Origin of the sequence: Piscinibacter defluvii (assembly GCF_004011805.1) — a bacterium.
Classification (GTDB): Bacteria; Pseudomonadota; Gammaproteobacteria; order Burkholderiales; family Burkholderiaceae_C; genus Piscinibacter; species Piscinibacter defluvii.
Genome location: NZ_RCHJ01000006.1, coordinates 1 through 19818 on the forward strand (window position 1 = coordinate 1; position 19818 = coordinate 19818).

The 19818-nt window shown below is 71.3% G+C and carries 21 protein-coding genes and 3 tRNA genes; 4 read left to right on the plus strand and 20 right to left on the minus strand.

Going from position 1 to position 19818, the window contains the following annotated elements; genetic code table 11:
- Positions 1-97: 97 nt before the first annotated feature.
- The 6 genes from D9C15_RS17660 to trpD all read right to left on the minus strand — a co-directional run bounded on the left by D9C15_RS17660 (position 98) and on the right by trpD (position 3043).
- Positions 98-172: transfer RNA gene (locus tag D9C15_RS17660), tRNA-Thr, on the minus strand.
- Between the two features lie 61 nt (positions 173-233).
- Positions 234-307 (minus strand) — tRNA-Gly (locus D9C15_RS17665).
- 51 nt (positions 308-358) lie between these two features.
- Positions 359-444: transfer RNA gene (locus D9C15_RS17670), tRNA-Tyr, on the minus strand.
- A gap of 37 nt (positions 445-481) precedes the next feature.
- Positions 482-1147 (minus strand): uracil-DNA glycosylase, encoded by a 666-nt coding sequence (locus D9C15_RS17675; RefSeq protein WP_127999665.1) that lies wholly within the window; start codon positions 1145-1147, stop codon positions 482-484.
- On the minus strand, positions 1144-1932 hold the full coding sequence (gene trpC, locus D9C15_RS17680) for an indole-3-glycerol phosphate synthase TrpC (RefSeq protein WP_127999667.1): 789 nt from the start codon (positions 1930-1932) through the stop codon (positions 1144-1146). Before trpC ends, D9C15_RS17675 begins: the two co-directional genes overlap by 4 nt.
- Positions 1933-2008: 76 nt before the next feature.
- Positions 2009-3043 (minus strand): anthranilate phosphoribosyltransferase, encoded by a 1035-nt coding sequence (gene trpD, locus D9C15_RS17685; protein ID WP_127999669.1) that lies wholly within the window; start codon positions 3041-3043, stop codon positions 2009-2011.
- Positions 3044-3204: 161 nt separating this feature from the next.
- Here trpD and D9C15_RS17690 point away from each other — a divergent pair, with 161 nt between their 5' ends.
- Entirely contained in the window at positions 3205-3468 is a 264-nt protein-coding gene (locus tag D9C15_RS17690) for a hypothetical protein (protein ID WP_127999671.1), read from the plus strand.
- 5 nt (positions 3469-3473) lie between these two features.
- Here D9C15_RS17690 and ltaE read toward each other — a convergent pair whose 3' ends face one another.
- Genes ltaE through trpE form a run of 4 tightly spaced genes read right to left on the minus strand, consistent with a single transcriptional unit; the run spans position 3474 to position 6942 of the window.
- Complete coding sequence (ltaE, locus tag D9C15_RS17695) at positions 3474-4484, minus strand: low-specificity L-threonine aldolase (RefSeq protein WP_259372608.1); 1011 nt, start codon at positions 4482-4484, stop codon at positions 3474-3476.
- Entirely contained in the window at positions 4481-5065 is a 585-nt protein-coding gene (locus tag D9C15_RS17700) for an anthranilate synthase component II (protein ID WP_127999673.1), read from the minus strand. Before D9C15_RS17700 ends, ltaE begins: the two co-directional genes overlap by 4 nt.
- Positions 5066-5075: 10 nt before the next feature.
- Positions 5076-5456, minus strand: a complete 381-nt coding sequence (locus D9C15_RS17705) for a cupin domain-containing protein (protein ID WP_127999675.1) — start codon at positions 5454-5456, stop codon at positions 5076-5078.
- Between the two features lies 1 nt (position 5457).
- Positions 5458-6942, minus strand: coding sequence for an anthranilate synthase component I (gene trpE / locus D9C15_RS17710; RefSeq protein WP_127999677.1), 1485 nt, complete (start codon positions 6940-6942; stop codon positions 5458-5460).
- A gap of 385 nt (positions 6943-7327) precedes the next feature.
- Between trpE and D9C15_RS17715 the strand changes: the two genes are divergently transcribed.
- Positions 7328-7945, plus strand: a complete 618-nt coding sequence (locus D9C15_RS17715) for a chalcone isomerase family protein (protein WP_240668453.1) — start codon at positions 7328-7330, stop codon at positions 7943-7945.
- Here D9C15_RS17715 and D9C15_RS17720 read toward each other — a convergent pair.
- Together D9C15_RS17720 and D9C15_RS17725 are read right to left on the minus strand one after the other, a co-directional pair.
- Positions 7917-8564 carry a DUF6064 family protein gene (locus D9C15_RS17720; protein ID WP_127999679.1) on the minus strand — a complete coding sequence of 216 codons (648 nt, stop codon included), beginning with the start codon at positions 8562-8564 and terminating at the stop codon, positions 7917-7919. The genes D9C15_RS17715 and D9C15_RS17720 overlap by 29 nt on opposite strands.
- Before the next feature lie 14 nt (positions 8565-8578).
- A complete protein-coding gene (locus D9C15_RS17725; protein ID WP_240668454.1) occupies positions 8579-9520 on the minus strand; it encodes an aldo/keto reductase in 942 nt (313 codons plus the stop codon).
- A gap of 20 nt (positions 9521-9540) precedes the next feature.
- Here D9C15_RS17725 and D9C15_RS17730 point away from each other — a divergent pair, with 20 nt between their 5' ends.
- Positions 9541-9885, plus strand: a complete 345-nt coding sequence (locus D9C15_RS17730) for a hypothetical protein (protein WP_205854834.1) — start codon at positions 9541-9543, stop codon at positions 9883-9885.
- Positions 9886-9895: 10 nt separating this feature from the next.
- Here the strand turns inward: D9C15_RS17730 and D9C15_RS17735 are convergent, their stop codons facing one another.
- Complete coding sequence (locus D9C15_RS17735) at positions 9896-10246, minus strand: hypothetical protein (protein ID WP_127999681.1); 351 nt, start codon at positions 10244-10246, stop codon at positions 9896-9898.
- A 7-nt stretch (positions 10247-10253) separates the two neighbouring features.
- Positions 10254-11240 carry a GlxA family transcriptional regulator gene (locus tag D9C15_RS17740; protein WP_127999683.1) on the minus strand — a complete coding sequence of 329 codons (987 nt, stop codon included), beginning with the start codon at positions 11238-11240 and terminating at the stop codon, positions 10254-10256.
- Positions 11241-11329: 89 nt separating this feature from the next.
- Here D9C15_RS17740 and D9C15_RS17745 point away from each other — a divergent pair, with 89 nt between their 5' ends.
- Positions 11330-11956 (plus strand): cysteine hydrolase family protein, encoded by a 627-nt coding sequence (locus D9C15_RS17745; RefSeq protein ID WP_127999685.1) that lies wholly within the window; start codon positions 11330-11332, stop codon positions 11954-11956.
- 1 nt (position 11957) lies between these two features.
- Here D9C15_RS17745 and D9C15_RS17750 read toward each other — a convergent pair whose 3' ends face one another.
- The 6 genes from D9C15_RS17750 to D9C15_RS17775 are packed head-to-tail and all read right to left on the minus strand — an operon-like array spanning position 11958 to position 19810.
- Entirely contained in the window at positions 11958-13478 is a 1521-nt protein-coding gene (locus D9C15_RS17750; protein ID WP_127999688.1) for a CoA-acylating methylmalonate-semialdehyde dehydrogenase, read from the minus strand.
- A 5-nt stretch (positions 13479-13483) separates the two neighbouring features.
- Positions 13484-14317: a 5-deoxy-glucuronate isomerase gene (gene iolB, locus D9C15_RS17755; protein WP_127999690.1), complete on the minus strand. Its 834-nt coding sequence runs from the start codon at positions 14315-14317 to the stop codon at positions 13484-13486.
- A complete protein-coding gene (gene iolE / locus D9C15_RS17760) occupies positions 14314-15216 on the minus strand; it encodes a myo-inosose-2 dehydratase (protein WP_127999692.1) in 903 nt (300 codons plus the stop codon). Before iolE ends, iolB begins: the two co-directional genes overlap by 4 nt.
- A gap of 6 nt (positions 15217-15222) precedes the next feature.
- Positions 15223-17073: a 3D-(3,5/4)-trihydroxycyclohexane-1,2-dione acylhydrolase (decyclizing) gene (iolD, locus tag D9C15_RS17765; protein WP_127999694.1), complete on the minus strand. Its 1851-nt coding sequence runs from the start codon at positions 17071-17073 to the stop codon at positions 15223-15225.
- Positions 17070-19019, minus strand: a complete 1950-nt coding sequence (locus D9C15_RS17770) for a bifunctional 5-dehydro-2-deoxygluconokinase/5-dehydro-2-deoxyphosphogluconate aldolase (RefSeq protein WP_127999696.1) — start codon at positions 19017-19019, stop codon at positions 17070-17072. The genes iolD and D9C15_RS17770 overlap by 4 nt, the downstream gene beginning before the upstream one ends.
- A complete protein-coding gene (locus D9C15_RS17775; RefSeq protein WP_127999698.1) occupies positions 19019-19810 on the minus strand; it encodes an ATP-binding cassette domain-containing protein in 792 nt (263 codons plus the stop codon). Before D9C15_RS17775 ends, D9C15_RS17770 begins: the two co-directional genes overlap by 1 nt.
- Between the last annotated feature and the right edge of the window lie 8 nt (positions 19811-19818).

Here is a 19818-nt window from a genome sequence, read left to right on the forward strand (position 1 = left end):
TGACCAATCGTCCCCACGTTCACGTGCGGCTTGGTCCGCTCGAATTTGCCTTTTGACATTTGTTCGCTCCTCGACGACGAGAGTGAAGACTAAAACCTGGTGCCCATGGCGCGGATCGAACGCGCGACCTCTCCCTTACCAAGGGAGTGCTCTACCACTGAGCCACATGGGCCGACCGACGAGACCGTCGACACAGGCTTGGGAGTGCACGCAGGCCCAAGCCTCTGGCGACGTGGAGCGGGAGACGGGAATCGAACCCGCGTCATCAGCTTGGAAGGCTGGGGTTCTACCATTGAACTACTCCCGCTCGGGAGACCGACTGACTACGCTGACTTCTCTCTGCTGACCGAACTCTGGGTGGTGGAGGAGGCTGGATTCGAACCAGCGTAGGCGTAAGCCAACAGATTTACAGTCTGCCCCCTTTAGCCACTCGGGCACCCCTCCACGCAGAGCCCGCGACTATAACACAGCTGCCCCGCGCCTAGAGGGACCACCAATCGACGCGGTCGGACGTCTCCAGGAAATGCCGGCCCTCGGCCATGAAGCGGCGCTGGAAGTCGTTCGACGGGTGGCGCGTGGCCAGCACCCGCGGCGCGCGCCCGGCCGGGCAGGCCGCCTCGAAGAAGCTGCGCGCCTTGTCGCCCCAGAGCATGAACACCGGCGCATCGTCGCGCTCACACAGCAGGCGGACAATATCGCTTGTAAGTGCTTGCCAACCGCAGTTCAGATGGCTGCCGATGCGGCCGATCTCGATGGTCAGCGTCGGATTAAGCAGCAACACCCCCTGGCGTGCCCAGCCGTCGAGCTTCCACACAGGCGGCGGCTTCCACCCCGGGCGGTCCTCGGCCAGCACCTGGAAGATGCGGCGCAGCGACGCCGGCTTGCCGTGCCCTGCCGAGAAGGCCAGTCCGTCGGCATGCCCGGGCTTCGGGTAGGGGTCCTGGCCGAACACCACCACCTTGACCGCCTCGGGCGCGCCGAAGCGCAGCGCCCGGAACGGGTCCGGCGGGCCGATCTCGCGTTGCGCCGAGACAGCGCGCACACGCTGGATCACATCGGCCTGCCGACCCGGCGTCCAGCCCGGCAGCGCCGCGCGCCAGGCCGGCGGCAGCGAGGCGAACGCCACGCCCAGGTCGTCCGCGGTCACGCGAACAGGTCCGCCAGCGCCGCGCCGGGGTCGGCCGCGCGCATGAAGGCCTCGCCGACCAGGAAGGCGTGCACGCCGGCCGCCCGCATGCGCTGCACGTCGGCACGCGCCAGGATGCCGCTTTCGGTGACCAGCAGCCGGTCCGCCGGCACCTGCGGCAGCAGGCCCAGCGTGGTGTCGAGCGTGACCTCGAAGGTCCGCAGATTGCGGTTGTTGATGCCCAGCAGCGGCGTCTTCAGGCGCAGCGCGCGCTCGAGTTCGGCGCCGTCGTGCACCTCGACCAGCACCGCCATGCCCAGCGCATGGGCCTGGGCCTCCAGGTCGGCCATCGCCGCGTCGTCCAGGCAGGCCGCGATCAGCAGGATGCAGTCGGCGCCCATCGCACGCGCCTCGTCCACCTGCCACGGGTCCACCATGAAGTCCTTGCGCAGCACCGGCAGCGCGCAGGCGCCCCGCGCCTGCTGCAGGTAGGCCGGTGCGCCCTGGAAGAAACGTTCGTCGGTCAGCACGCTGAGGCAGGCCGCGCCGCCGCGCTCGTACGAGGCGGCGATCTCGGCCGGCACGAAGTGCTCGCGCAGCACGCCCTTGCTCGGGCTCGCCTTCTTCACCTCGGCGATCACGCCGGCGCGGCCGGCGGCGATCTGCGCGCGCAGCGCGCCGACGAAGTCGCGCACGCCGCCGAGCGATTCGGCCTCGCGGCGCAGCGAGGCGCGGTCGCGTCGGGCCTGGCCGGCGGCGATCTCCTCGCGCTTGACCGCGACGATCTTCTCGAGGATGTCGCTCATTAGTGCCCCCACGGTCGCTCCACTCCCTGCCCCCCGAGGGGGCGTTCGCCCGGCTTGAGGCGGCTCGGCGCCGGGCTCATGCCGCCGCAAGCTCCTTGGTGCGCGCGACGAACTGGTGCATCTTCGCCAGCGCCTTGCCCGAGGCGATGCCCTCGCGCGCCAGCGCCACCCCCTCGGCGATGCTGCCGGCCACGTTGGCCGCATACAGCGCCACGCCGGTGTTGAGGATGACGATGTCGCGCGCCGGGCCGGGCTCGTTGTCGAGCACCGAGCGCAGCAGCGCCATGCTCTGCTGCGGCGTCTCGACCTTCAGCGTGCGGTTGCTCGCCATCGTCAGGCCGAAGTCTTCCGGGTGGATCTCGTACTCCTGAATGCCGCCGTCCTTGTACTCGCCCACCATGGTGGCGGCGCCGAGCGACACCTCGTCCATGCCGTCGCGGCCGTAGACCACCAGCGCATGTTCGGCGCCCAGGCGCTGCAGCGCGCGCACCTGGATGCCGACCAGGTCCGGGTGGAACACGCCCATCAGGATGTTGGGCGCGTCGGCCGGGTTGGTGAGCGGCCCGAGGATGTTGAAGATCGTGCGCACGCCCAGCTCCTTGCGCACCGGGGCGACGTTCTTCATCGCCGGGTGGTGGTTGGGCGCGAACATGAAGCCGATGCCGGTGTCGGCGATGCATTTCGCGATCGCCGCCGGCGGCAGCGACAGGCTCACCCCCAGCGCCTCCAGCACGTCGGCGCTGCCGGACTTGCTCGACACCCCGCGGTTGCCGTGCTTGCTGACGCGCGCGCCGCAGGCCGCGGCGACGAACATGCTGCAGGTTGAGATGTTGAAGGTGTGCGAACCGTCGCCGCCGGTGCCGACGATGTCGACCAGGTGCGTGCGGTCGGCCACCTCCACCTTGGTCGAGAACTCGCGCATCACCTGCGCGGCGGCGGTGATCTCGCCGATGGTCTCCTTCTTGACGCGCAGGCCCACCAGCAGCGCGGCCATCATCACCGGCGACATCTCGCCGCCCATGATGCGCCGCATCAGCGCCAGCATCTCGTCATGGAAGATCTCGCGGTGTTCGATGGTGCGCGTGAGCGCCTCGGTGTTGGTGATCGGCATGTCGGTCCTGCAGGGGCGTCCGGCCCGGCCGGCATTGTCGCCGCTCCGCGCCCCCCTAAAGCGCCTGTCCGGTCGGCGGGGGGTGTTCTCGTATTGGAGGGCAAGGGGCGATGTCCGCCCCCCGGCGCCCCGCGCGGGCGCCCGACCTCGCGGAGAACACCATGCATTCCTTGCCCCACCTGCGCGCCCCGTCCGGCCGTCTGCCGATGCCCGTGGCCGCCACCATCGTCTGGGTCACCGTCGTGCTGACCGTGGTTGCCGGCTTGGCGCTGCTGTCCGGCGGCGACAACGAGGCGCCGATGCTGCACGCCGCGGCGCCGCAGGCCGCCCCCGCGCCGGCGACCGACGCGGCCACCGTGCCGACGCTCACCGTGCCGGCGCACCTGGACGACGCACTGCCCGAGGAACTGCCGCCGACCTTCTGAGCACCTCAGCCGAGCACCTCGCGCAGCACGGCGACGGCTCGCTCGATGTCGTCGCGCCCAAGGTCCAGGTGCGTCACCAGGCGCAGGCGGTAGAGCCCGGTGCACAGCAGCCCGCGCTGCCCGAGCTGCGCGACCAGGCCCGCCGCACGCTCGTGCTCGACGTCGAGGAACACCATGTTGGTGTGCGCCGGCTCGACCGTCACGCCGGGCAGCCCCTGCAGGCCCTCGGCCAGCAGGCGCGCGTGGGCATGGTCCTCGGCGAGCCGGTCGACGTGATGGTCCAGCGCATACAGCGCCGCGGCAGCCAGCACGCCGGCCTGGCGCAGGCCGCCGCCGAGCATCTTGCGCACCCGGCGCGCGCGGGCAATGAAGTCCCGCGGACCCACGAGCACCGAGCCGACCGGCGCGCCCAGGCCCTTGCTGAAGCACACCGAGACGCTGTCGAAGCCCTGCACCAGCCGCGCCGGCGCCACGCCCGAGGCCACCACCGCGTTGAACAGCCGGGCGCCGTCCAGGTGCGTGGCCAGGCCGTGGCGGTGTGCGAGCGCGGCGGCCGCGTCGAGGTAGTCCTGCGGCAGCACGCGGCCGTTCCAGGTGTCCTCCAGGCAGAGCAGCCGGGTGACGGGAAAGTGCTGGTCGTCGGGCTTGATCGCCGCCTCGATCTCGGTCAGCGGCAGCGTGCCGTCCGCCCGGTTGGCGATGACGTGGAACGGCACGCCGCCCAGCACCGCGCCGGCGCCGCCCTCGTAGCGGTTCATGTGCGACAGCGCGCCGACGATCGCCTCCTCGCCGCGCGCGCAGTGGCTCATCAACGCACACTGGTTGCCCTGCGTGCCGCTGGTGACGAAGAGCGCATCCTCCTTGCCCAGCAGCGCCGCCACACGCTCCTGCAGCGCGTTGACGGTCGGGTCGTCGCCGAACACGTCGTCGCCGACCACGGCCGCGGCGATGGCCGCGCGCATGCCCGGCGTCGGCCGCGTGACCGTGTCGCTGCGCAGGTCGACGACGCCGCTCACCCCTTCAGCTCCAGGAAGTTCCTCAGCATCGCGTGCCCATGCTCGGTGAGGATGGACTCGGGGTGGAACTGCACGCCTTCCAGCGGCGTCTTCGTGCCGGCCAGCGCGGTGTGGCGCACGCCCATGATCTCGCCGTCGTCCGAGGTCGATGTCACCTCCAGCTCGGCCGGCCGCGTGGCCTGCTCGATCACCAGCGAGTGGTAGCGGATCACGCGGAAGTCCTGCGGCAGCCCGGTGTAGACGCCACGGCCGTCGTGATGCACGCGGTCGGCCTTGCCGTGCATCTGCACCTTGGCGCGCACGATGCGGCCGCCGAGCGCGGCACCGATCGCCTGGTGGCCCAGGCACACGCCGAGGATCGGAAGCTTGCCGGCGTAGGCCTTGATCGTGTCGACGCAGATGCCCGCCTCGGCCGGCGAGCAGGGCCCGGGCGAGAGCACCAGGTGGTCGGGCTTGAGTTCGGCGATGCCCTCGAGCGTGATCTCGTCGTTGCGGAACACGCGCACGTCCTGCCCCAGTTCGCCGAAGTACTGCACCAGGTTGTAGGTGAACGAATCGTAGTTGTCGATCATCAGCAGCATGGTCGGCTCCTCACGCGGACGGCGAATCGCCGTCGACGATCGCGTAGGTCTTGGTCAGCGTCTCCAGCACCTCGAAGGAACCGGTGAACCCGGGCGCGATGGCGAGCGCCTCGCCGGGGCCGGCTTCCTGGAAGGTGCCGTCGTCGGCATGCACGCGGCAGCGGCCCTGCAGCACGGTGAACAGCTCGTGCTCGGCCGGGCCGAAGGCGATGCGCCAGTGGCCGGGCTCGCAGCGCCACACCCCGGTGTAGAGCGTGCCGCGCACCGGGCCCTCGGCCACGTTCCAGGTCTCGCGCTTCGGGTTGCCGCGCAGCAGGCGCTCGGGCTTGGGGTGATCGATCTCGGGTGTTCCGGGCATCGCCGCCTGGAGCTTCAGGAGTCCCGCGGCCATCTCAGAAGCCCTCCTCGACCAGCTCGGCCGCGCGGATCAGCGCACGCGCCTTGGCCTCGGTCTCCTTCCACTCCAGCTCGGGCACCGAATCGGCCACCACGCCGGCGGCGGCCTGCACGTACAGGGTCTGGTCCTTGACGATGCCGGTGCGGATCGCGATGGCCACGTCCATGTCGCCGGCGAAACTGAGGTAGCCGCAGGCGCCGCCGTAGATGCCGCGCTTGCTCGGCTCGAGCTCGTCGATGATCTCCATCGCGCGGATCTTCGGCGCGCCGGTCAAGGTGCCGGCCGGGAACGTGGCCTTGAGCACGTCGATGTTGGTCATGCCGGGCTTGAGCAGGCCCTCGACGTTGCTGACGATGTGCATCACGTGCGAGTAGCGCTCGATCACGAAGGCCTCGCTGACCTTCACGCTGCCGGTCTCGGCGATGCGGCCGATGTCGTTGCGCGCCAGGTCGATCAGCATCAGGTGCTCGGCGCGCTCCTTCGGGTCGGCCAGCAGTTCGGCCTCGAGCGCCTTGTCCTGCTCGGGCGTCGCGCCGCGCGGGCGCGTGCCGGCCAGCGGGCGGATCGTCACCTTCTCGCCTTCGGGCACGTGCTCGTGGCGCACCAGGATCTCCGGGCTCGCGCTGACGATCTGGAACTCGCCCATGTCGTAGAAGAACATGTAGGGCGAGGGGTTCAGCGAACGCAGCGCGCGGTACAGCGACAGCGGGCTTTCGGTGTAGCGCTTGCGCAGCCGCTGGCCGATCTGCACCTGCATCATGTCGCCCGCGGCGATGTACTCCTTGCTGCGGTGCACCGCGGCGAGGTAGTCCTCCTTGCGGAACTCGCGCTCCACGCCGTGCGAGGCGCCGCGCTTGACGGCCGGCGCGGTGACGCTGTACTTCAGCTTGTCGCCGAGTTCGGCCAGGCGCCGCTTGGCCTTGAAGTAGGCCTCGGGCTCGGCCGGGTTGGCGTAGACGATCAGGTAGAGGCGGCCCGACAGGTTGTCGATCACCGCCAGTTCCTCGCACTGCAGCAGCAGGATGTCCGGCGTGTCGATGCCGCCGTCCTTCCAGGTCCTGGCGAGCTTGGGCTCGATGTAGCGCACTGCGTCGTAGCCGAAATACCCCGCCAGCCCGCCGCAGAAGCGCGGCAGCCCGGGTCGCAGCGCGACCTTGAAGCGCTTCTGGTAGGCGTCGATGAAATCGAGCGGGTTGCCCTCGTGCTTCTCGACCACCGCGCCGTCGGTCACGACCTCGGTCTTGAAGCCGCTCGCGCGCAGCAAGGTGCGCGCCGGCAGGCCGATGAAGGAGTAGCGCCCGAAGCGCTCGCCGCCGACCACGGATTCGAGCAGGAAGCTGTGCTTGCCGCCGCCATTGGCGTAGGCCAGCTTGAGGTAGAGCGACAGCGGCGTCTCGAGGTCGGCGAAGGCCTCGGTGAGCAGCGGGATGCGGTTGTAGCCCTGGGCGGCCAGGCTCTTGAATTCGAGTTCGGTGATCACGGCGTGGGGCCCTCCATGGCCCGGCGGACGTCGTGGACGTCCGCACTGCGGTTCGATCGTCGGTGGCGGGCCGGCTGGGGCCGGGCCGTCGGAGCCGCGGGGCAGGCGCCGCAGGTCATGGCGCGCCGGGGTGCGGCAAGCAGGCGCTTCGGGTCAATGCCCGAGCGAAACGGTCCAGCGACGCCAGGGCCAGGCTCCCCGGTCGTGCGACCTCGTCCAATGCTTGCGCGCCGTAAACATGGCGCCGGAGTGTAGCAGTGCATGCACGGCGCCTGGGGAGCCCCGTCTACTCGTGACAAAGTCCATTGTCGGCCGACGCCTGCTTTGCCAAACTGCGCGGCTTCGCGGGCTCACCGGCCCGGTTCGATCCTCGTGGAGAAGCGTCGTGATCCGTCGCACCATCATCGCCCTGGCAGCCGCGCTGCCGCTGGCCGCCGCGCTGCCGGCCGCCGCCCAGACCACCGACCTCGCCGGGGTCAAGTACGAACCCGCGGCCACCGTCGGCGGGAGCAAGCTCGTGCTCAACGGCGCCGGCATCCGCTACAAGGCGATCTTCAAGGTCTACACGGCCGGCCTCTACCTGGGCGGCAAGGCAGCGACGACCGATGCCGTGCTCGCAGCCCCGGGCCCCAAGCGCATGCACATCGTGATGCTGCGCGACATCGACGCCAACGAACTCGGCAAGCTCTTCACCCGCGGCATGGAGGACAACGCGCCGCGCGAGGAGTTCTCCAAGTCGATCGCCGGCACGCTGCGCCTGAGCGACCTGTTCTCGGCCAAGAAGAAGCTGCTCGCGGGCGAGAACTTCTCGGTCGACTTCGTGCCCGGCCAGGGCACCAACGTGCTGATCAACGGCAAGCCGCAGTTCGAGCAGCCGATCAAGGAGCCGGAGTTCTTCAGCGCCCTGATGAAGATCTGGCTCGGCAAGAACCCGGCCGACGCGATGCTCAAGGAGGCGCTGCTGGGCAAGGCGCCTAGCGCGCGCGACCCCTTCCAGAACTGAGCGTCGCCAGCGCCGCGAGCGCCGCGAGCGGCGGCACGACCGCCAGGGCCTCCTCCATCGTCCACAGCGTGGCGCCGCTGAGCGCGCACCACGCCAGCGGGATGGGCCAGGCCGGCAGCGCCCGCCACGTGCGCTGCCCGAGCAGCAACGCGAAGCCGGCGATGGCGCTCGGATCGGGCGCCAGCGCGAACACCTCGGCCTGCGCCCACGGCCGCCCGGCGAGCCGGCCGAGCCCCGGATAGAGCAGCACGGCGCCCAGCACCCACAGCGCGGCCAGGCGCGACGGTGCCGGCACGGCGCGCCAGGCCAGCGCCGCGAGCAGCAGCGCCTGCAGCACGAAGGCCGCCGCGAACCACGGCGCCAGCCAGTGGATGCCCGCATAACGCTGCCACAGGAAGGCCCAGGCCGGCAGCGCCCAGGCCAGCGCCAGGCCGAGGCCGGCCAGCCGGCGCGCCCGCACCGAACCGCGCCACAGCGCCAGCGCGATCAGCCCGCCGGCGGCCAGCAGCAGCGGCTGCAGCGGCCACCACTGCAGGTTCATCAGCTCGAACTGGCGCCAGTAGGTGCGCGGCGCGAACAGCAGGAAGTCGGACAGGCGGTAGGTCCACCACTCGGACATGGCGTGCCGTGCGATCAGAGTGCGGCCACGTGCGCCGCCATGCGCGCGCGCAGCGCCGCGTCGGGCAGCGGTCCGCGTGCGGCACCGAGGTTCTGGCGCACATGGTCGACACGGCTGGTCGCCGGGATCGCGCAGGTCACCGCGGGGTGCGAGACGATGAACTTCAGCGCCACTTGCGCCCAGCCGTCGCAGCCGAGTTCGGCCGCCCAGCCGGGCAGCGGGTGGCGCGCCAGTGCGCGCAGCAGCGCGCCCTCGCGGAACGGCCGGTTGACGATCACGGCGATGCCGCGCTCCTGCGCCAGCGGCAGCAGGCGCTGCTCGGCCTCGCGGTCGAGCAGGTTGTAGCTGAACTGCACGAAGTCGAGCGGCTGCGTCTGCATGATCTGCTCGAACTCGCGGTGCCGGCGCCCCTCGGAGGTGGTGATGCCGACGTAGCGCAGCCGGCCCTGCGCCTTCATCTCGAGCAGCGTGGCCAGGTGCTCCTCCCAGGCCAGCAGGTTGTGCACCTGCAGCAGGTCGAAACGCGGCACGCCCCACAGGCGGCGCGACTGCTCGATCTGCGCCGGCCCGCGCGCGCCCGAGCCGATCCACACCTTGTCGGCCGCGAACACCGGCGCCTGGCCACCCAGCGCCGCCAGGCCGTCGCCGATCACCGCCTGCGACGAGCCGTACATCGGCGACGAATCGATCATCCGGCCGCCGCCGGCGAAGAAGGCCCGCATCACCTCGGTGCAGGCACGGCGGGCGGCCGGGTCGTCGCCGACGTTGAAGGTGATCCAGCTGCCCAGGCCGACCAGCGGCAGCGCCTCGCCGCCGCGCGGCAGCGCTCGGGTCCGCAGCGCGGGCGCGGTGGCGCCGCTGCTCGGCAGCCACGGCCACGCCGCGGCCCCGAGCAGTGCACGGCGCCATCGGGACGGTCGATTGGTGATGCCCATGCAGACCTCGCTCGGCGGCATGCTAGGGCATCATCGGCGCCATGGTGAAACACACCCGCCCAGGCCCCTGGTCGCTGCTGCTGATGCCGGCCCTGCTCGCGGCGCTGCCCGCGCCGGCCCAGGAAGACCCACAGCGCTACGTGCGCTTCGTCGAGGAACCCGCCGGCGACTGCGTCAACCGCAACGGCATGCAGATCCTGGTGAAGAACGAGCACCCGACACGGCGCCTGCGGGTCTGGCTCGACCGCTACCAGGCCGGCGTGGGCACCGGCGACCGCTCGCGCTCCGACCTCGCCCCCGGCGCGCCGCCCGAGCCGCTGGGCTGCTCGCGCAACCTGGCCGGCGCGCAGGAGTGGCGCCTGGCGCGCGCCGTGTTCCTCGACTGAGCGCAGGCGTCTAGAAGCATTCGTCGCGCGCCACCTGCAGCCGGCAGCTCCAGCGGAACAGTTCGGCCTGCTGCTTGGACGAGCGCCGGAAGATGGCGGTGGCCTCCTGGGCGATGGCGTCGGGCAGCGGCAGCTCGACGGGCGCACCGGTGCTGTTGGTGTAGAAGTTCAGGAAGCAGGTGCGGTCGGGCTCGCACAGGCGGGCGATCTGCGCGTCGTACGCATGGCGCTCGGGAGCCTGGCCGGTGGGCACGATCACGAGCTGCACCAGCCCCTGCCGGCCGGCGACGGTCCAGACCTCGGCCGCGGCGGCAGCGGCAACGGCGAGCACGGCGAGCGAGGCGACGACGGCGGTTTTCATGGCCGGATCATTCCCGCCGCGTCACCGCACTGTCAACGCGGCCCCGGAAGGCGGCGCGGTAGCCGGCCGGCGGCTGGCCCACGCTGGCGACGAAGGCCTTGCGCAGCGCCACCGCCGACCCGAAACCCGCCTCGGCGGCGACGCCCTCGATGCCCAGCTCGCTCGCCTCGAGCAGCGCGCGGGCCCGCGCCACGCGGCGCTGCAGCACCCACTGCCACACCGTCGTGCCGGTGGCCTCGCGGAAGCGCCGCGTGAAGTGGCGCCGGCTCATCGCGGCGCGTGCCGCGAGCGTGTCCAGGTCGATCGGCTCGGCCAGGTGCGCCTCGATCCACTCGAGCAGCGCCGCCATGCGCCCGCCGCGGCGCGAGGCCGGCAGCGGCGCGTCGACGAACTGCGCCTGGCCGCCGGCGCGGTGCGGCGCCACCACCAGCCGCCGCGCGACCCGGTTGGCCGCCGCAGCACCGACCCACTGGCGCAGCAGGTGCAGGCAGCAGTCCAGGCTCGCGGCCGTGCCGGCGGAGGTGACGATGTCGCCGTCGTCGACATACAGCACCTCGGGCTGCAGCCGCACGCGCGGGTAGCGGCGGGCAAACGCCTCGGCCCAGGCCCAATGCGTGGTGGCCGGCCGGCCGTCGAGCAGCCCGGCCTCGGCCAGCACGAAGGCGCCCAGGCACAGGCCGACCAGCCGCGCGCCGCGTTCGTGCGCCCGGCGCAGCGCACGCAGCACGGCCTCGGGCGGACGCTCGGTGGTGTCGCGCCACGAGGGCACGATCACGAGGCCCGCGGCCTCCAGCGTGCGCAGGCCGTGGGTGGGCTGCAGGCTGAAGCCGGCCGAGCTGCGCAGCGGGCCGCGCCGCTCGCTGCAGACCGCGAGCGGCCAGCCCGGCACGCCGAGCTCGGCCCGGTTCTCGCCGAACACCAGGCAGGGCACCGACAGGTGGAAGGGGCTGATGCCGTCGAAGGCGAGGACGGCGATGCGCTCGGGCACGGACATGGCCCGACTTTATCGAACAATGGCTTTCGGGCCGCTGTCGCCCGGGACCCCGCCGACGAACAATGGTGCCCTCAGCCACGGAGAACCCCATGCCCACCGCACCCCGCCGCGCGCTCGTCGTGATCGACGTGCAGAACGAGTACGTCACCGGCAAGCTGCCGATCGAGCACCCGCCGCTCGCCACATCGCTGCCGGCCATCGGCGCGGCGATGGATGCGGCCCGCGCCGCCGGCATCCCCGTGGTGGTGGTGCAGCAGGATGCGCCCGAGGGTTCGCCGATCTTCGCCACCGGCTCGCCCGGCTGGCAGCTGCACGAGGTGGTGGCGAGCCGGCCGCGGGACCACCACATCCGCAAGCTGCTGCCCAGCGCCTTCGCCGGCACCGACCTGGCCGAATGGCTCGCCGCGCGCGGCATCGACACGCTCACGGTGTGCGGCTTCATGACGCACAACTGCGATGCGTCGACCATCCTGCAGGCTGCGCATGCCGGGCTGACGGTGGAATGGCTGTCCGACGCGAGCGGCGCCCTGCCCTATGCGAACGCCGCCGGCGCCGTGAGCGCCGAGGAGATGCACCGCGTGTTCGCGGTGGTGTTCCACTCGCGCTTCGCCGCGGTGACGACGACGCCGCAGTGGATCGCCGCCGTGCAGGGAGGCGCGCCGCTGCGGCGCGATTCGATCTTCGCGTCGAACCAGCGCGCCCGCGGCCTGGCCTGAACTACTTCGCGGTGGGCATCGCGAACTCGGCGCCCTTGCCGATCGAGCTGGCCCAGCGCTGCATCACGCTCTTCTGCTTGGTGTAGAAGCGCACGCCTTCCTCGCCGTAGGCGTGCATGTCGCCGAACAGGCTCTTCTTCCAGCCGCCGAAGCCGTGCCAGGCCATCGGCACCGGGATCGGCACGTTAATGCCGACCATGCCCACCTGGATGCGCCGCGCGAACTCGCGTGCCACGTTGCCGTCGCCGGTGTAGCAGGCCACGCCGTTGCCGAACTCGTGCTCGTTGACGAGCTGCACCGCCTCGGCGAAGTCCTTCGCGCGCACGCAGGAGAGCACCGGGCCGAAGATCTCTTCCTTGTAGATGCGCATCGAGGGCGTCACGTGGTCGAACAGCGTGCCGCCGGTGAAGAAGCCCTGCTCGTGGCCCTTGACCTTGAAGCCGCGGCCGTCGACGACGAGCTGCGCGCCTTCCTTGACGCCGGTCTCGATGTAGCCCTCGATGCGCTCGAGCGCCTGCTTCGTGACGATCGGGCCCATCTCGGCATCGAGCTCCATGCCGTTCCTGATCTTCAGCGCCTTGGCGCGCTCGGCCAGCTTCGGGATGATCTTGTCGCCCACGTCGCCCACCAGCACCGCCACGCTGATGGCCATGCAGCGCTCGCCGGCCGAGCCGTAGGCCGCGCCGATCAGGCCGTCGACTGCCTGCTCGATGTCGGCGTCGGGCATCACCACCATGTGGTTCTTCGCGCCGCCCAGCGCCTGCACGCGCTTGCCGTGGTGCGCGCCGGTCTCGTAGATGTACTGCGCGATCGGCGTGGAGCCGACGAACGAGAGCGCCTTGACGTCCGGGTGGTTGAGCAGCGTGTCCACCGCCAGCTTGTCGCCCTGCACGACGTTGAACACGCCGTCGGGCAGGCCGGCCTGCTTGAGCAGCTCGGCCATGAAGAGCGAGGGTGACGGGTCGCGCTCGCTCGGCTTCAGGATGAAGGCGTTGCCGCAGGCCAGCGCCACCGGGAACATCCAGCACGGCACCATGCAGGGGAAGTTGAACGGCGTGATGCCGGCCACCACGCCGAGCGGCTGGCGCAGCGTCCAGTTGTCGATGCCGGTGGAGACCTGGTCGGTGAAGTCGCCCTTGAGCAGCTGCGGGATGCCGCAGGCGAACTCGACGATGTCGATGCCGCGCGTGACCTCGCCCTGCGCGTCGGTGAACACCTTGCCGTGTTCGGCGGTGATCATCGCGGCCAGGGTGTCGCGGTGCTGGTTCATCAGCTCGAGGAACTTGTTCAGCACGCGCGCGCGGCGGATCGGCGGCGTGTCGCCCCAGGCCGGCTGGGCGGCCACCGCCGCCGCGACGGCGGCGTTCACCTCGTCGGCGCTGGCCAGCGCGACCTGGCGCGCCACCTGGCCGGTGGCGGGGTTCCAGACCGGCTGGTGCCGTCCGCTGGTGCTCGGCACGACGCGGCCGGCGATGAAGTGGCCCACCTCGGTGGTGGCGGTGAAGGCTTCGGGGGCGCCCATGAGAATCAGCTCCGTGCAGGGGTGGCGGCGGCCGGCGCCTTCAGCATCCATTCATGCGCCGGGTCGTTCTTGAAGACCCAGAAGCGGTTCGGGCCGGCCATCACGTTGAGATAGTAGAGATCGTAGCCGTGCGGCGCGACCACGGGGTGATACCCCCGGGGGACCATCACGACGTCATGGTCCTCCACGGCGCAGGCCTCGTCCAGGCTGCGGTCGTCGGTGTAGACCCGCTGGAAGGCGAAGCCCTGCGGCGGGTTCAGGCGGTGGTAATAGGTTTCCTCGAGCTGGGTCTCGACCGGCGGCGCCTCCACGTCGTGCTTGTGCGGCGGGTAGCTCGACGAGTGGCTCGCCGGGGTGAGCACCTCCACCACCAGCAGGTGCGCCGCGGTCGGGTCGTCGTGCGGCAGGATGTCGCAGATGAAGCGCGTGTTGGTGCCCTGGCCGCGCACGCTGCGGCGCATCGAGGCCGGGTCGATCAGCCGCACGTCGCGCGCGCGGTCGCCGCCGGGGGCGCTGCACAGCGCCACCTCGGCCGGCGTGCGGGCGCGGATCGTCACGCGGCGGCCGGGCGGCACGTACAGCGCCGCCGGCGAGACCGGCTCGAACACGCTGGCGCGGCTGCCGAGCGATTCGTAGTGCACGCCGTCGACGTCCATGTCGACCGTGCCGGTCAGCACCACGGCGCACAGCTCGCGCGCGCCGGTGTCGACGGCCTCGCGCTCGCCCGGCTGCAGCCGGATCGCACGGAAGCCGACATGCGTCCAGCCTGCGCGCTCCGGCGTCACGTCGACGATCTCGCGGCCTGCCCTGGCCGCCTTGGCGAGCAGCGGGCTGGTCATGACAGCCGATCGACGATCCGCTTCAGCGTCTCGTAGCCCTTCTTCGCGTAGACGTAGCTCGGTGCGACCGCCGGGTCCTGCTCGGCCTCGACCACCAGCCAGCCTTCGTAGCCGCCCTGGCGCAGGGTGGTGAGCACCGCGTCGAAGTCGATCACGCCGTCGCCCGGCACAGTGAAGGTGCCGTTGATCACGCCGGTCAGGAAGCTCCAGCCGTCGTTGCGCGCCTGGGCGATCACCTGCGGCCGCACGTCCTTGCAGTGCACGTGCACCACGCGGGCGAGGTGCTTCTTCAGCAGCGCCACTGGATCGCTCGCGCCGCCGTAGAAGGCGTGGCCGGTGTCGAACAGCAGGCCGACCTTGGCCGGATCGGTCTCGGCCATCAGCCGGTCGATGTCGGCCGGCGCCTCGACGTAGGCACCCATGTGGTGGTGGTAGGCGAGCGTGATGCCGTAGGCCGCCTGCAGGTGTTCGCCGAAGGCGTTCAGCCGCTTCGCGTAGGCCTGCCACTGCGCGTCGGTCGAGAAACGCGGGCGGCGCGCCAGCGGCGTGTCGATCTGGCCCTGGATCGAGCCGGCCACCTCGCCGTAGACCACCACCTTGCAGCCGTTGTGCTGCAGCTTGCGCATGTGCGCCGCGCAGGCGTCGATCTCGGAATCGAGCGGGCCCTCGGCGAGCTGCCCGGAGTACCAGCCGCTGACGCACACCACGCCGTACTCGGCCAGCTTGGCCTTCAATGCCGGGCCGTCCTTCGGGAACTTGTTGCCAAGCTCGAAACCCTGGTAGCCGATCTGCGCGCCTTCGCTCAGCGCGGTCTCCAGCGGCGTCTCGCCGCCGAGCGCGGGCAGGTCGTCGTTACTCCAGGAAATCGGGTTGATGCCGATGCGTACGTTCCAGGTCATGGCGAGTCAGAGTCGTTGGGTGGACTTGCCGTCGAGATAGCGCCGGTGCGCGGCGTCGACCTCGGGGCGTTGCGAGATTTCGGGGATGCTGACCTCCCACCAGCAGCCGCCGTCGTCGGTGGTGCGGGTGTGCGTCGTGTCGATCACGATGACTTGCGTGCGCGTCGCGGCGCGCGCCTTCTGCATCGCGCTCTTCAGCTCGGCGACGTCGGCGACGTGCACGGCCTCGGCCCCGAGCGCACGGGCATGCGCGGCGAAGTCGATCGTCAGGTCCACCCCGCCCTCGGGCACGCAATCGGTCAGCAGGTTGTTGAAGCGCGGCGAGCCGCTGGCCAGCTGCAGGCGCTGGATGCAGCCGAAGCCGCGGTTGTCGAGCACCACGACGATCAGCTTGCGGCCCAGCATCACCGAGGTGGCGATCTCGGAGTTCATCATCAGATACGAGCCGTCGCCGAGCATCACGATGACCTCGGCCTCCGGGCAGGCCATCTTCACGCCCAGCCCACCGGCGATCTCGTAGCCCATGGTCGAGTAGCCGTACTCCATGTGGTAGCCGCCGGGCCGGCCGGCGCGCCAGAGCTTGTGCAGTTCCGCGGGCAGCGTGCCGGAGGCGCAGACGGCGATGTCACGCGTGGGCGAATCGGCGACCGACTCGCGCACTGCGCCGATCACCTCGGCGTCGTAGGGCAGCGTGTCGCGCGGCACCTGGGTCGTCAGTTCGGTGACGCGCTGGTTCCACGCCGCGGCCGCACTGCGGGCTCGCTCGGTCCAGGCCGGCTCGGCCCGCCAGTCGATCGCTGCGAGGCGCTGCAGGCCGACCCGGGCGTCGCACACCAGCGACTGGCCGCTCCACTTGTGCGCATCGAAGGGCTGCACGTTGACGGACAGCAGCGTCGCATGGCCGAACAGGGTGTGCGAGCCGGTGGTGAAGTCCTGCAGCCGCGTGCCGACGGCGAGGATCAGGTCGGCATCGCGCGCCAGCGCATTGGCCGCCGGCGAGCCGGTGACGCCGATCGCGCCGAGGTTCAGCGGGTGGTCCCAGGCCAGGCTGCTCTTGCCGCCGTGCGATTCGGCCACCGGCACGCCGGCCTTGGAGGCGAAGTCCGCCAGGGCCTGCGAGGCGCCGCTGTACAGCACGCCGCCGCCGGCGACGATCAGCGGGCGCTTCGCGCCGCGCAGCGTGGCGAGCGCACGCTCGAGCTCGCGTGCGTCCGGCTCGGGGCGGCGCAGGCGGATCGGCTCGGGTTGCAGGAAGGTCTCCGGGCAGTCGAAGGCCTGCGCCTGCACGTCCTGCGGCAGCGCGAGGCAGACCGGGCCGCAGTTCGCCGGGTCGGTCATCACCTGCACCGCGCGCGGCAGCGCGACGAGGATCTGCTCGGGCCGCATGATCCGGTCGAAGTAGCGCGTGACCGGGCGGAACACGTCGTTGGCCGAGACATCGCCGGCCGCGAAGTCTTCCAGCTGCTGCAGCACCGGATCGGGCGCACGCGAGGCGAACACGTCGCCCGGCAGCAGCAGCACCGGCAGGCGGTTGACATGCGCCATCGCGGCGGCGGTGACGAGGTTGGTCGCCCCCGGGCCGATCGAGGTGGTCACGGCCATGATGCGCCGGCGGAAGTTCGCCTTTGCGTAGGCCACCGCGGCATGGGCCATGGCCTGCTCGTTGTGGGCGCGGAAGGTCGGCAGCGCGGCGCGCTGCTCCCACAGCGCCTCGCCCAGGCCCGCCACGTTGCCGTGGCCGAAGATCGCCCAGGTGCCGCCGCACCAGGGCACGAGCGAGCCGTCGTCGAGCTCGACGCGCAGCGCGGCCAGGTGGCGCACCAGCGCCTGGGTCATCGTCAAGCGGGTTGTCTTCATGCCGCCACCTTCATGCTCTTCCGGCTCGCGCGCCAGGCATCCACCAGGGTCGCGAAATTGCGCGCGGTCTCGTCCACCAGCGTCGCGTCGTCGATCTCGCCCTTCAGCCAGCGCAGGCTCGGCCCGGCCCAGAGGGTACGCCCGACCATGAAGCCCTTGACGATCGGGTGGGCGGCCTGCGCGAAGCCGGCGGCGAGCACCTCCAGCGGCTGGTTCAAGCCCAGGATCACGACGCCGCGGCAATGCGGGTCGCGCTCGCCGATCAGCGCCGCCAGCGCGGCCCAGCCCTCGGGCGCCATGGGCGCGAGCTTCCACCATTCCGGCTTGAAGCCGAGGTTGTAGAGCCGCTTGATCGAACGCAGCAGCGCCGCATCGGCCGTGCCCGGCGCGGTGACCTCGCGCGGCGGGATGATCTCGAGCAGCAGCTCGTGCCCGCTCTCGCGCGTGGCCTCCCACAGCTCGGCCAGGCGCGCCTCCTGCTCGAGGCGCAGGTCCACCGCATCGTCCGGGTGGTAGTGCACCAGGCACTTGATGACCTGCTCGCGCGGCCAGTGCGGCAGCTGCGAGCCGAGCGAGAGCGTGCCGTCGAAGCGCAGCGGCCGCGAGCCGGGCAGCTCGACCGGCCGGCCGACCCACCAGCCGCGGCCGGTGGCGGCGTGCAGCGCGTCCTCGCCGAGCTGCCCGTCGATCAGCACGCCCACCTTGCCGGCCAGCGCGCGGCTGCGCTCCACCTGCTCGGCGGCGCGCAGCAGCAGCTTCTTCAGCGCCGGCAGCCGCGTGGCGGCGGCGCCGGCCTCGCGCGCCAGCTCGAGGAACTGGCTGCGGTGGTCGAAGGCCATGACGTTCAGCTCGTCCCAGGCCGGGCGCGGCGCGGTGCTGCGGTGCAGGTGCGCGAGCACACGATCCGCATCCACCTTCGGGTGGCGGTTACCGGAGAACCAGTGCTTCAGCTCGGCCGGCGTCGGCATCGCCGGCGCGCAGGCATGGCGCGAGACCACGATCGCGCCGCAGGCATTCGCCAGCCGCGCCGCCTCCTCGAACGGCTGCCCGTTGAGCAGGCCGGTCATCAGCCCGGCCGCGAAGGCATCGCCCGCGCCGAGCACGTTCAGCACCTCGACCCGCTCGCCCTGCACGGTGAGCGCGTCCTCGACGCGCGCCGGCACGTCGCCGGGCACGAAGGCGCAGCCGAGCGCGCCGCGCTTGACCACCATCGCCGCCTGCGTCACCGCCCGCACGCGCTGCAGCGAGGCGATCAGGTCGCCCGGCACGCCGCCGGCGATCAGGAATTCCTCCTCGGTGCCGATCAGCAGCTCGAACTGCGGCAGCATCGCCTGCAGGCTGGCGGTGACTCGCGCGTCGGCGACGAAGCGGTTCTCGCCCTCGCCGCGCTTCGTCAGGCCCCACAGCACCGGGCGGTAGTCGATGTCGAGCACGCGCACCACGCCGTGCCGGCCCGCGTAGCCCAGCGCCGCACCGGATGCCGCGCGCACGGTCGGCTGCGAGAGGTGCGTGCCGGTGATCAGCAGCGCACGGCAGGAGGCGATGAAGTCCTCGCGGATCAGCGCCGGGTCCAGCGCCATGTCCGCGCAGTTCTCCCGGTAGAACAGCAGCGGGAAGGTGTCGCGGTCCTTGAGCCCGAGCAGCACCAGCGCCGTCAGGCGCTGCGGGTCGACCTGCACCTGCGAGGTGTCGCAGCCCTCCTTCTGCAGGGTCTGCACCAGGAAGCGGCCCATCTGCTCGTCGCCCACGCGCGAGAGCATGGCCGCCCGCAGGCCCAGGCGCGCGGCGCCGAAGGCGATGTTGGCCGAGCTGCCGCCCAGGTACTTGGCGAAGCTCGTCGCGTCTTCCAGCGGGCAGCCGACCTGCTGCGCATAGAGGTCCACGGCGAGCCGGCCGAGGCAGGCCAGGTCGAAGCGGCGGCCGTCGGGGAAGTTCAGCGGGCCCATCAGATCGTCACTCCCTCCAGGTCGGCCATCATCGTCTTCATCTCGGCGCCGCCGGCCATCATGTCGAGCACCGCCTCCTTGCTCACGGCGGCCTTCGCGAAGGTGCCCATCGACTGGCCGCGGTTCAGCAGCGTGAAGCTGTCGCCCACCGGGTAGGCGTGGTTCACGTTGTGGGTGATGAAGATCACCGAGATGCCGCGCGCGCGCGCCTTGTGGATCAGCTTGAGCACGTTGACGCTCTGCTTGACGCCCAGCGCCGCGGTCGGCTCGTCGAGGATCAGCACGCGCGCGCCGAAGTGGATCGCGCGGGCGATCGCCAGGCACTGCTTCTCGCCGCCCGACATGTTGCCGATCATCTGGTCGGCGTCGCGCACGCGGATGCCCATCTCGGCGAGCTTGGCCATCGCGATGGCCGCCGCGCCGGCGTGGTCCATCACCGGCAGCAGGCCGAACAGCTTCTTCACCGGTTCGCGGCCCATGAAGAAGTTGCGCGTCACGCTCATCAGCGGCACCAGCGCCAAGTCCTGGTAGACGGTGGCGATGCCGGCGTCCAGCGCGTCGCGCGGCGACTTGAAGTGCACCGGCTTGCCGTCGACCAGGTACTGCCCCTGCTCCGGCGCGAACACGCCGGAGAGCGTCTTGATCAGCGTGCTCTTGCCCGCGCCGTTGTCGCCCAGCAGGCAGTGCACCTCGCCGCGGCGCAGGCGCAGCGTCACGCCGTTCAGCGCGATCACCGGGCCGAAGAACTTGCTGATGTTCTCCAGCTGCAGGATGTAGTCGGGCTCGGCCATGACCACCC

What these genes read in the sequence shown, in the direction of transcription:
- trpC (WP_127999667.1), bottom strand. Translation starts at nt 1,932, where the DNA reads ATGAGCGACATCCTCGAGAAGATCGTCGCGGTCAAGCGCGAGGAGATC.
- trpD (WP_127999669.1), bottom strand. Translation starts at nt 3,043, where the DNA reads ATGCCGATCACCAACACCGAGGCGCTCACGCGCACCATCGAACACCGC.
- D9C15_RS17690 (WP_127999671.1), top strand. Translation starts at nt 3,205, where the DNA reads ATGCATTCCTTGCCCCACCTGCGCGCCCCGTCCGGCCGTCTGCCGATG.
- D9C15_RS17700 (WP_127999673.1), bottom strand. Translation starts at nt 5,065, where the DNA reads ATGCTGCTGATGATCGACAACTACGATTCGTTCACCTACAACCTGGTG.
- D9C15_RS17705 (WP_127999675.1), bottom strand. Translation starts at nt 5,456, where the DNA reads ATGGCCGCGGGACTCCTGAAGCTCCAGGCGGCGATGCCCGGAACACCC.
- D9C15_RS17720 (WP_127999679.1), bottom strand. Translation starts at nt 8,564, where the DNA reads ATGTCCGAGTGGTGGACCTACCGCCTGTCCGACTTCCTGCTGTTCGCG.
- D9C15_RS17725 (WP_240668454.1), bottom strand. Translation starts at nt 9,520, where the DNA reads ATGCCGCCGAGCGAGGTCTGCATGGGCATCACCAATCGACCGTCCCGA.
- D9C15_RS17730 (WP_205854834.1), top strand. Translation starts at nt 9,541, where the DNA reads ATGGTGAAACACACCCGCCCAGGCCCCTGGTCGCTGCTGCTGATGCCG.
- D9C15_RS17735 (WP_127999681.1), bottom strand. Translation starts at nt 10,246, where the DNA reads ATGAAAACCGCCGTCGTCGCCTCGCTCGCCGTGCTCGCCGTTGCCGCT.
- D9C15_RS17740 (WP_127999683.1), bottom strand. Translation starts at nt 11,240, where the DNA reads ATGTCCGTGCCCGAGCGCATCGCCGTCCTCGCCTTCGACGGCATCAGC.
- D9C15_RS17745 (WP_127999685.1), top strand. Translation starts at nt 11,330, where the DNA reads ATGCCCACCGCACCCCGCCGCGCGCTCGTCGTGATCGACGTGCAGAAC.
- D9C15_RS17750 (WP_127999688.1), bottom strand. Translation starts at nt 13,478, where the DNA reads ATGGGCGCCCCCGAAGCCTTCACCGCCACCACCGAGGTGGGCCACTTC.
- iolB (WP_127999690.1), bottom strand. Translation starts at nt 14,317, where the DNA reads ATGACCAGCCCGCTGCTCGCCAAGGCGGCCAGGGCAGGCCGCGAGATC.
- iolE (WP_127999692.1), bottom strand. Translation starts at nt 15,216, where the DNA reads ATGACCTGGAACGTACGCATCGGCATCAACCCGATTTCCTGGAGTAAC.
- iolD (WP_127999694.1), bottom strand. Translation starts at nt 17,073, where the DNA reads ATGAAGACAACCCGCTTGACGATGACCCAGGCGCTGGTGCGCCACCTG.
- D9C15_RS17770 (WP_127999696.1), bottom strand. Translation starts at nt 19,019, where the DNA reads ATGGGCCCGCTGAACTTCCCCGACGGCCGCCGCTTCGACCTGGCCTGC.
- D9C15_RS17775 (WP_127999698.1), bottom strand. Translation starts at nt 19,810, where the DNA reads ATGGCCGAGCCCGACTACATCCTGCAGCTGGAGAACATCAGCAAGTTC.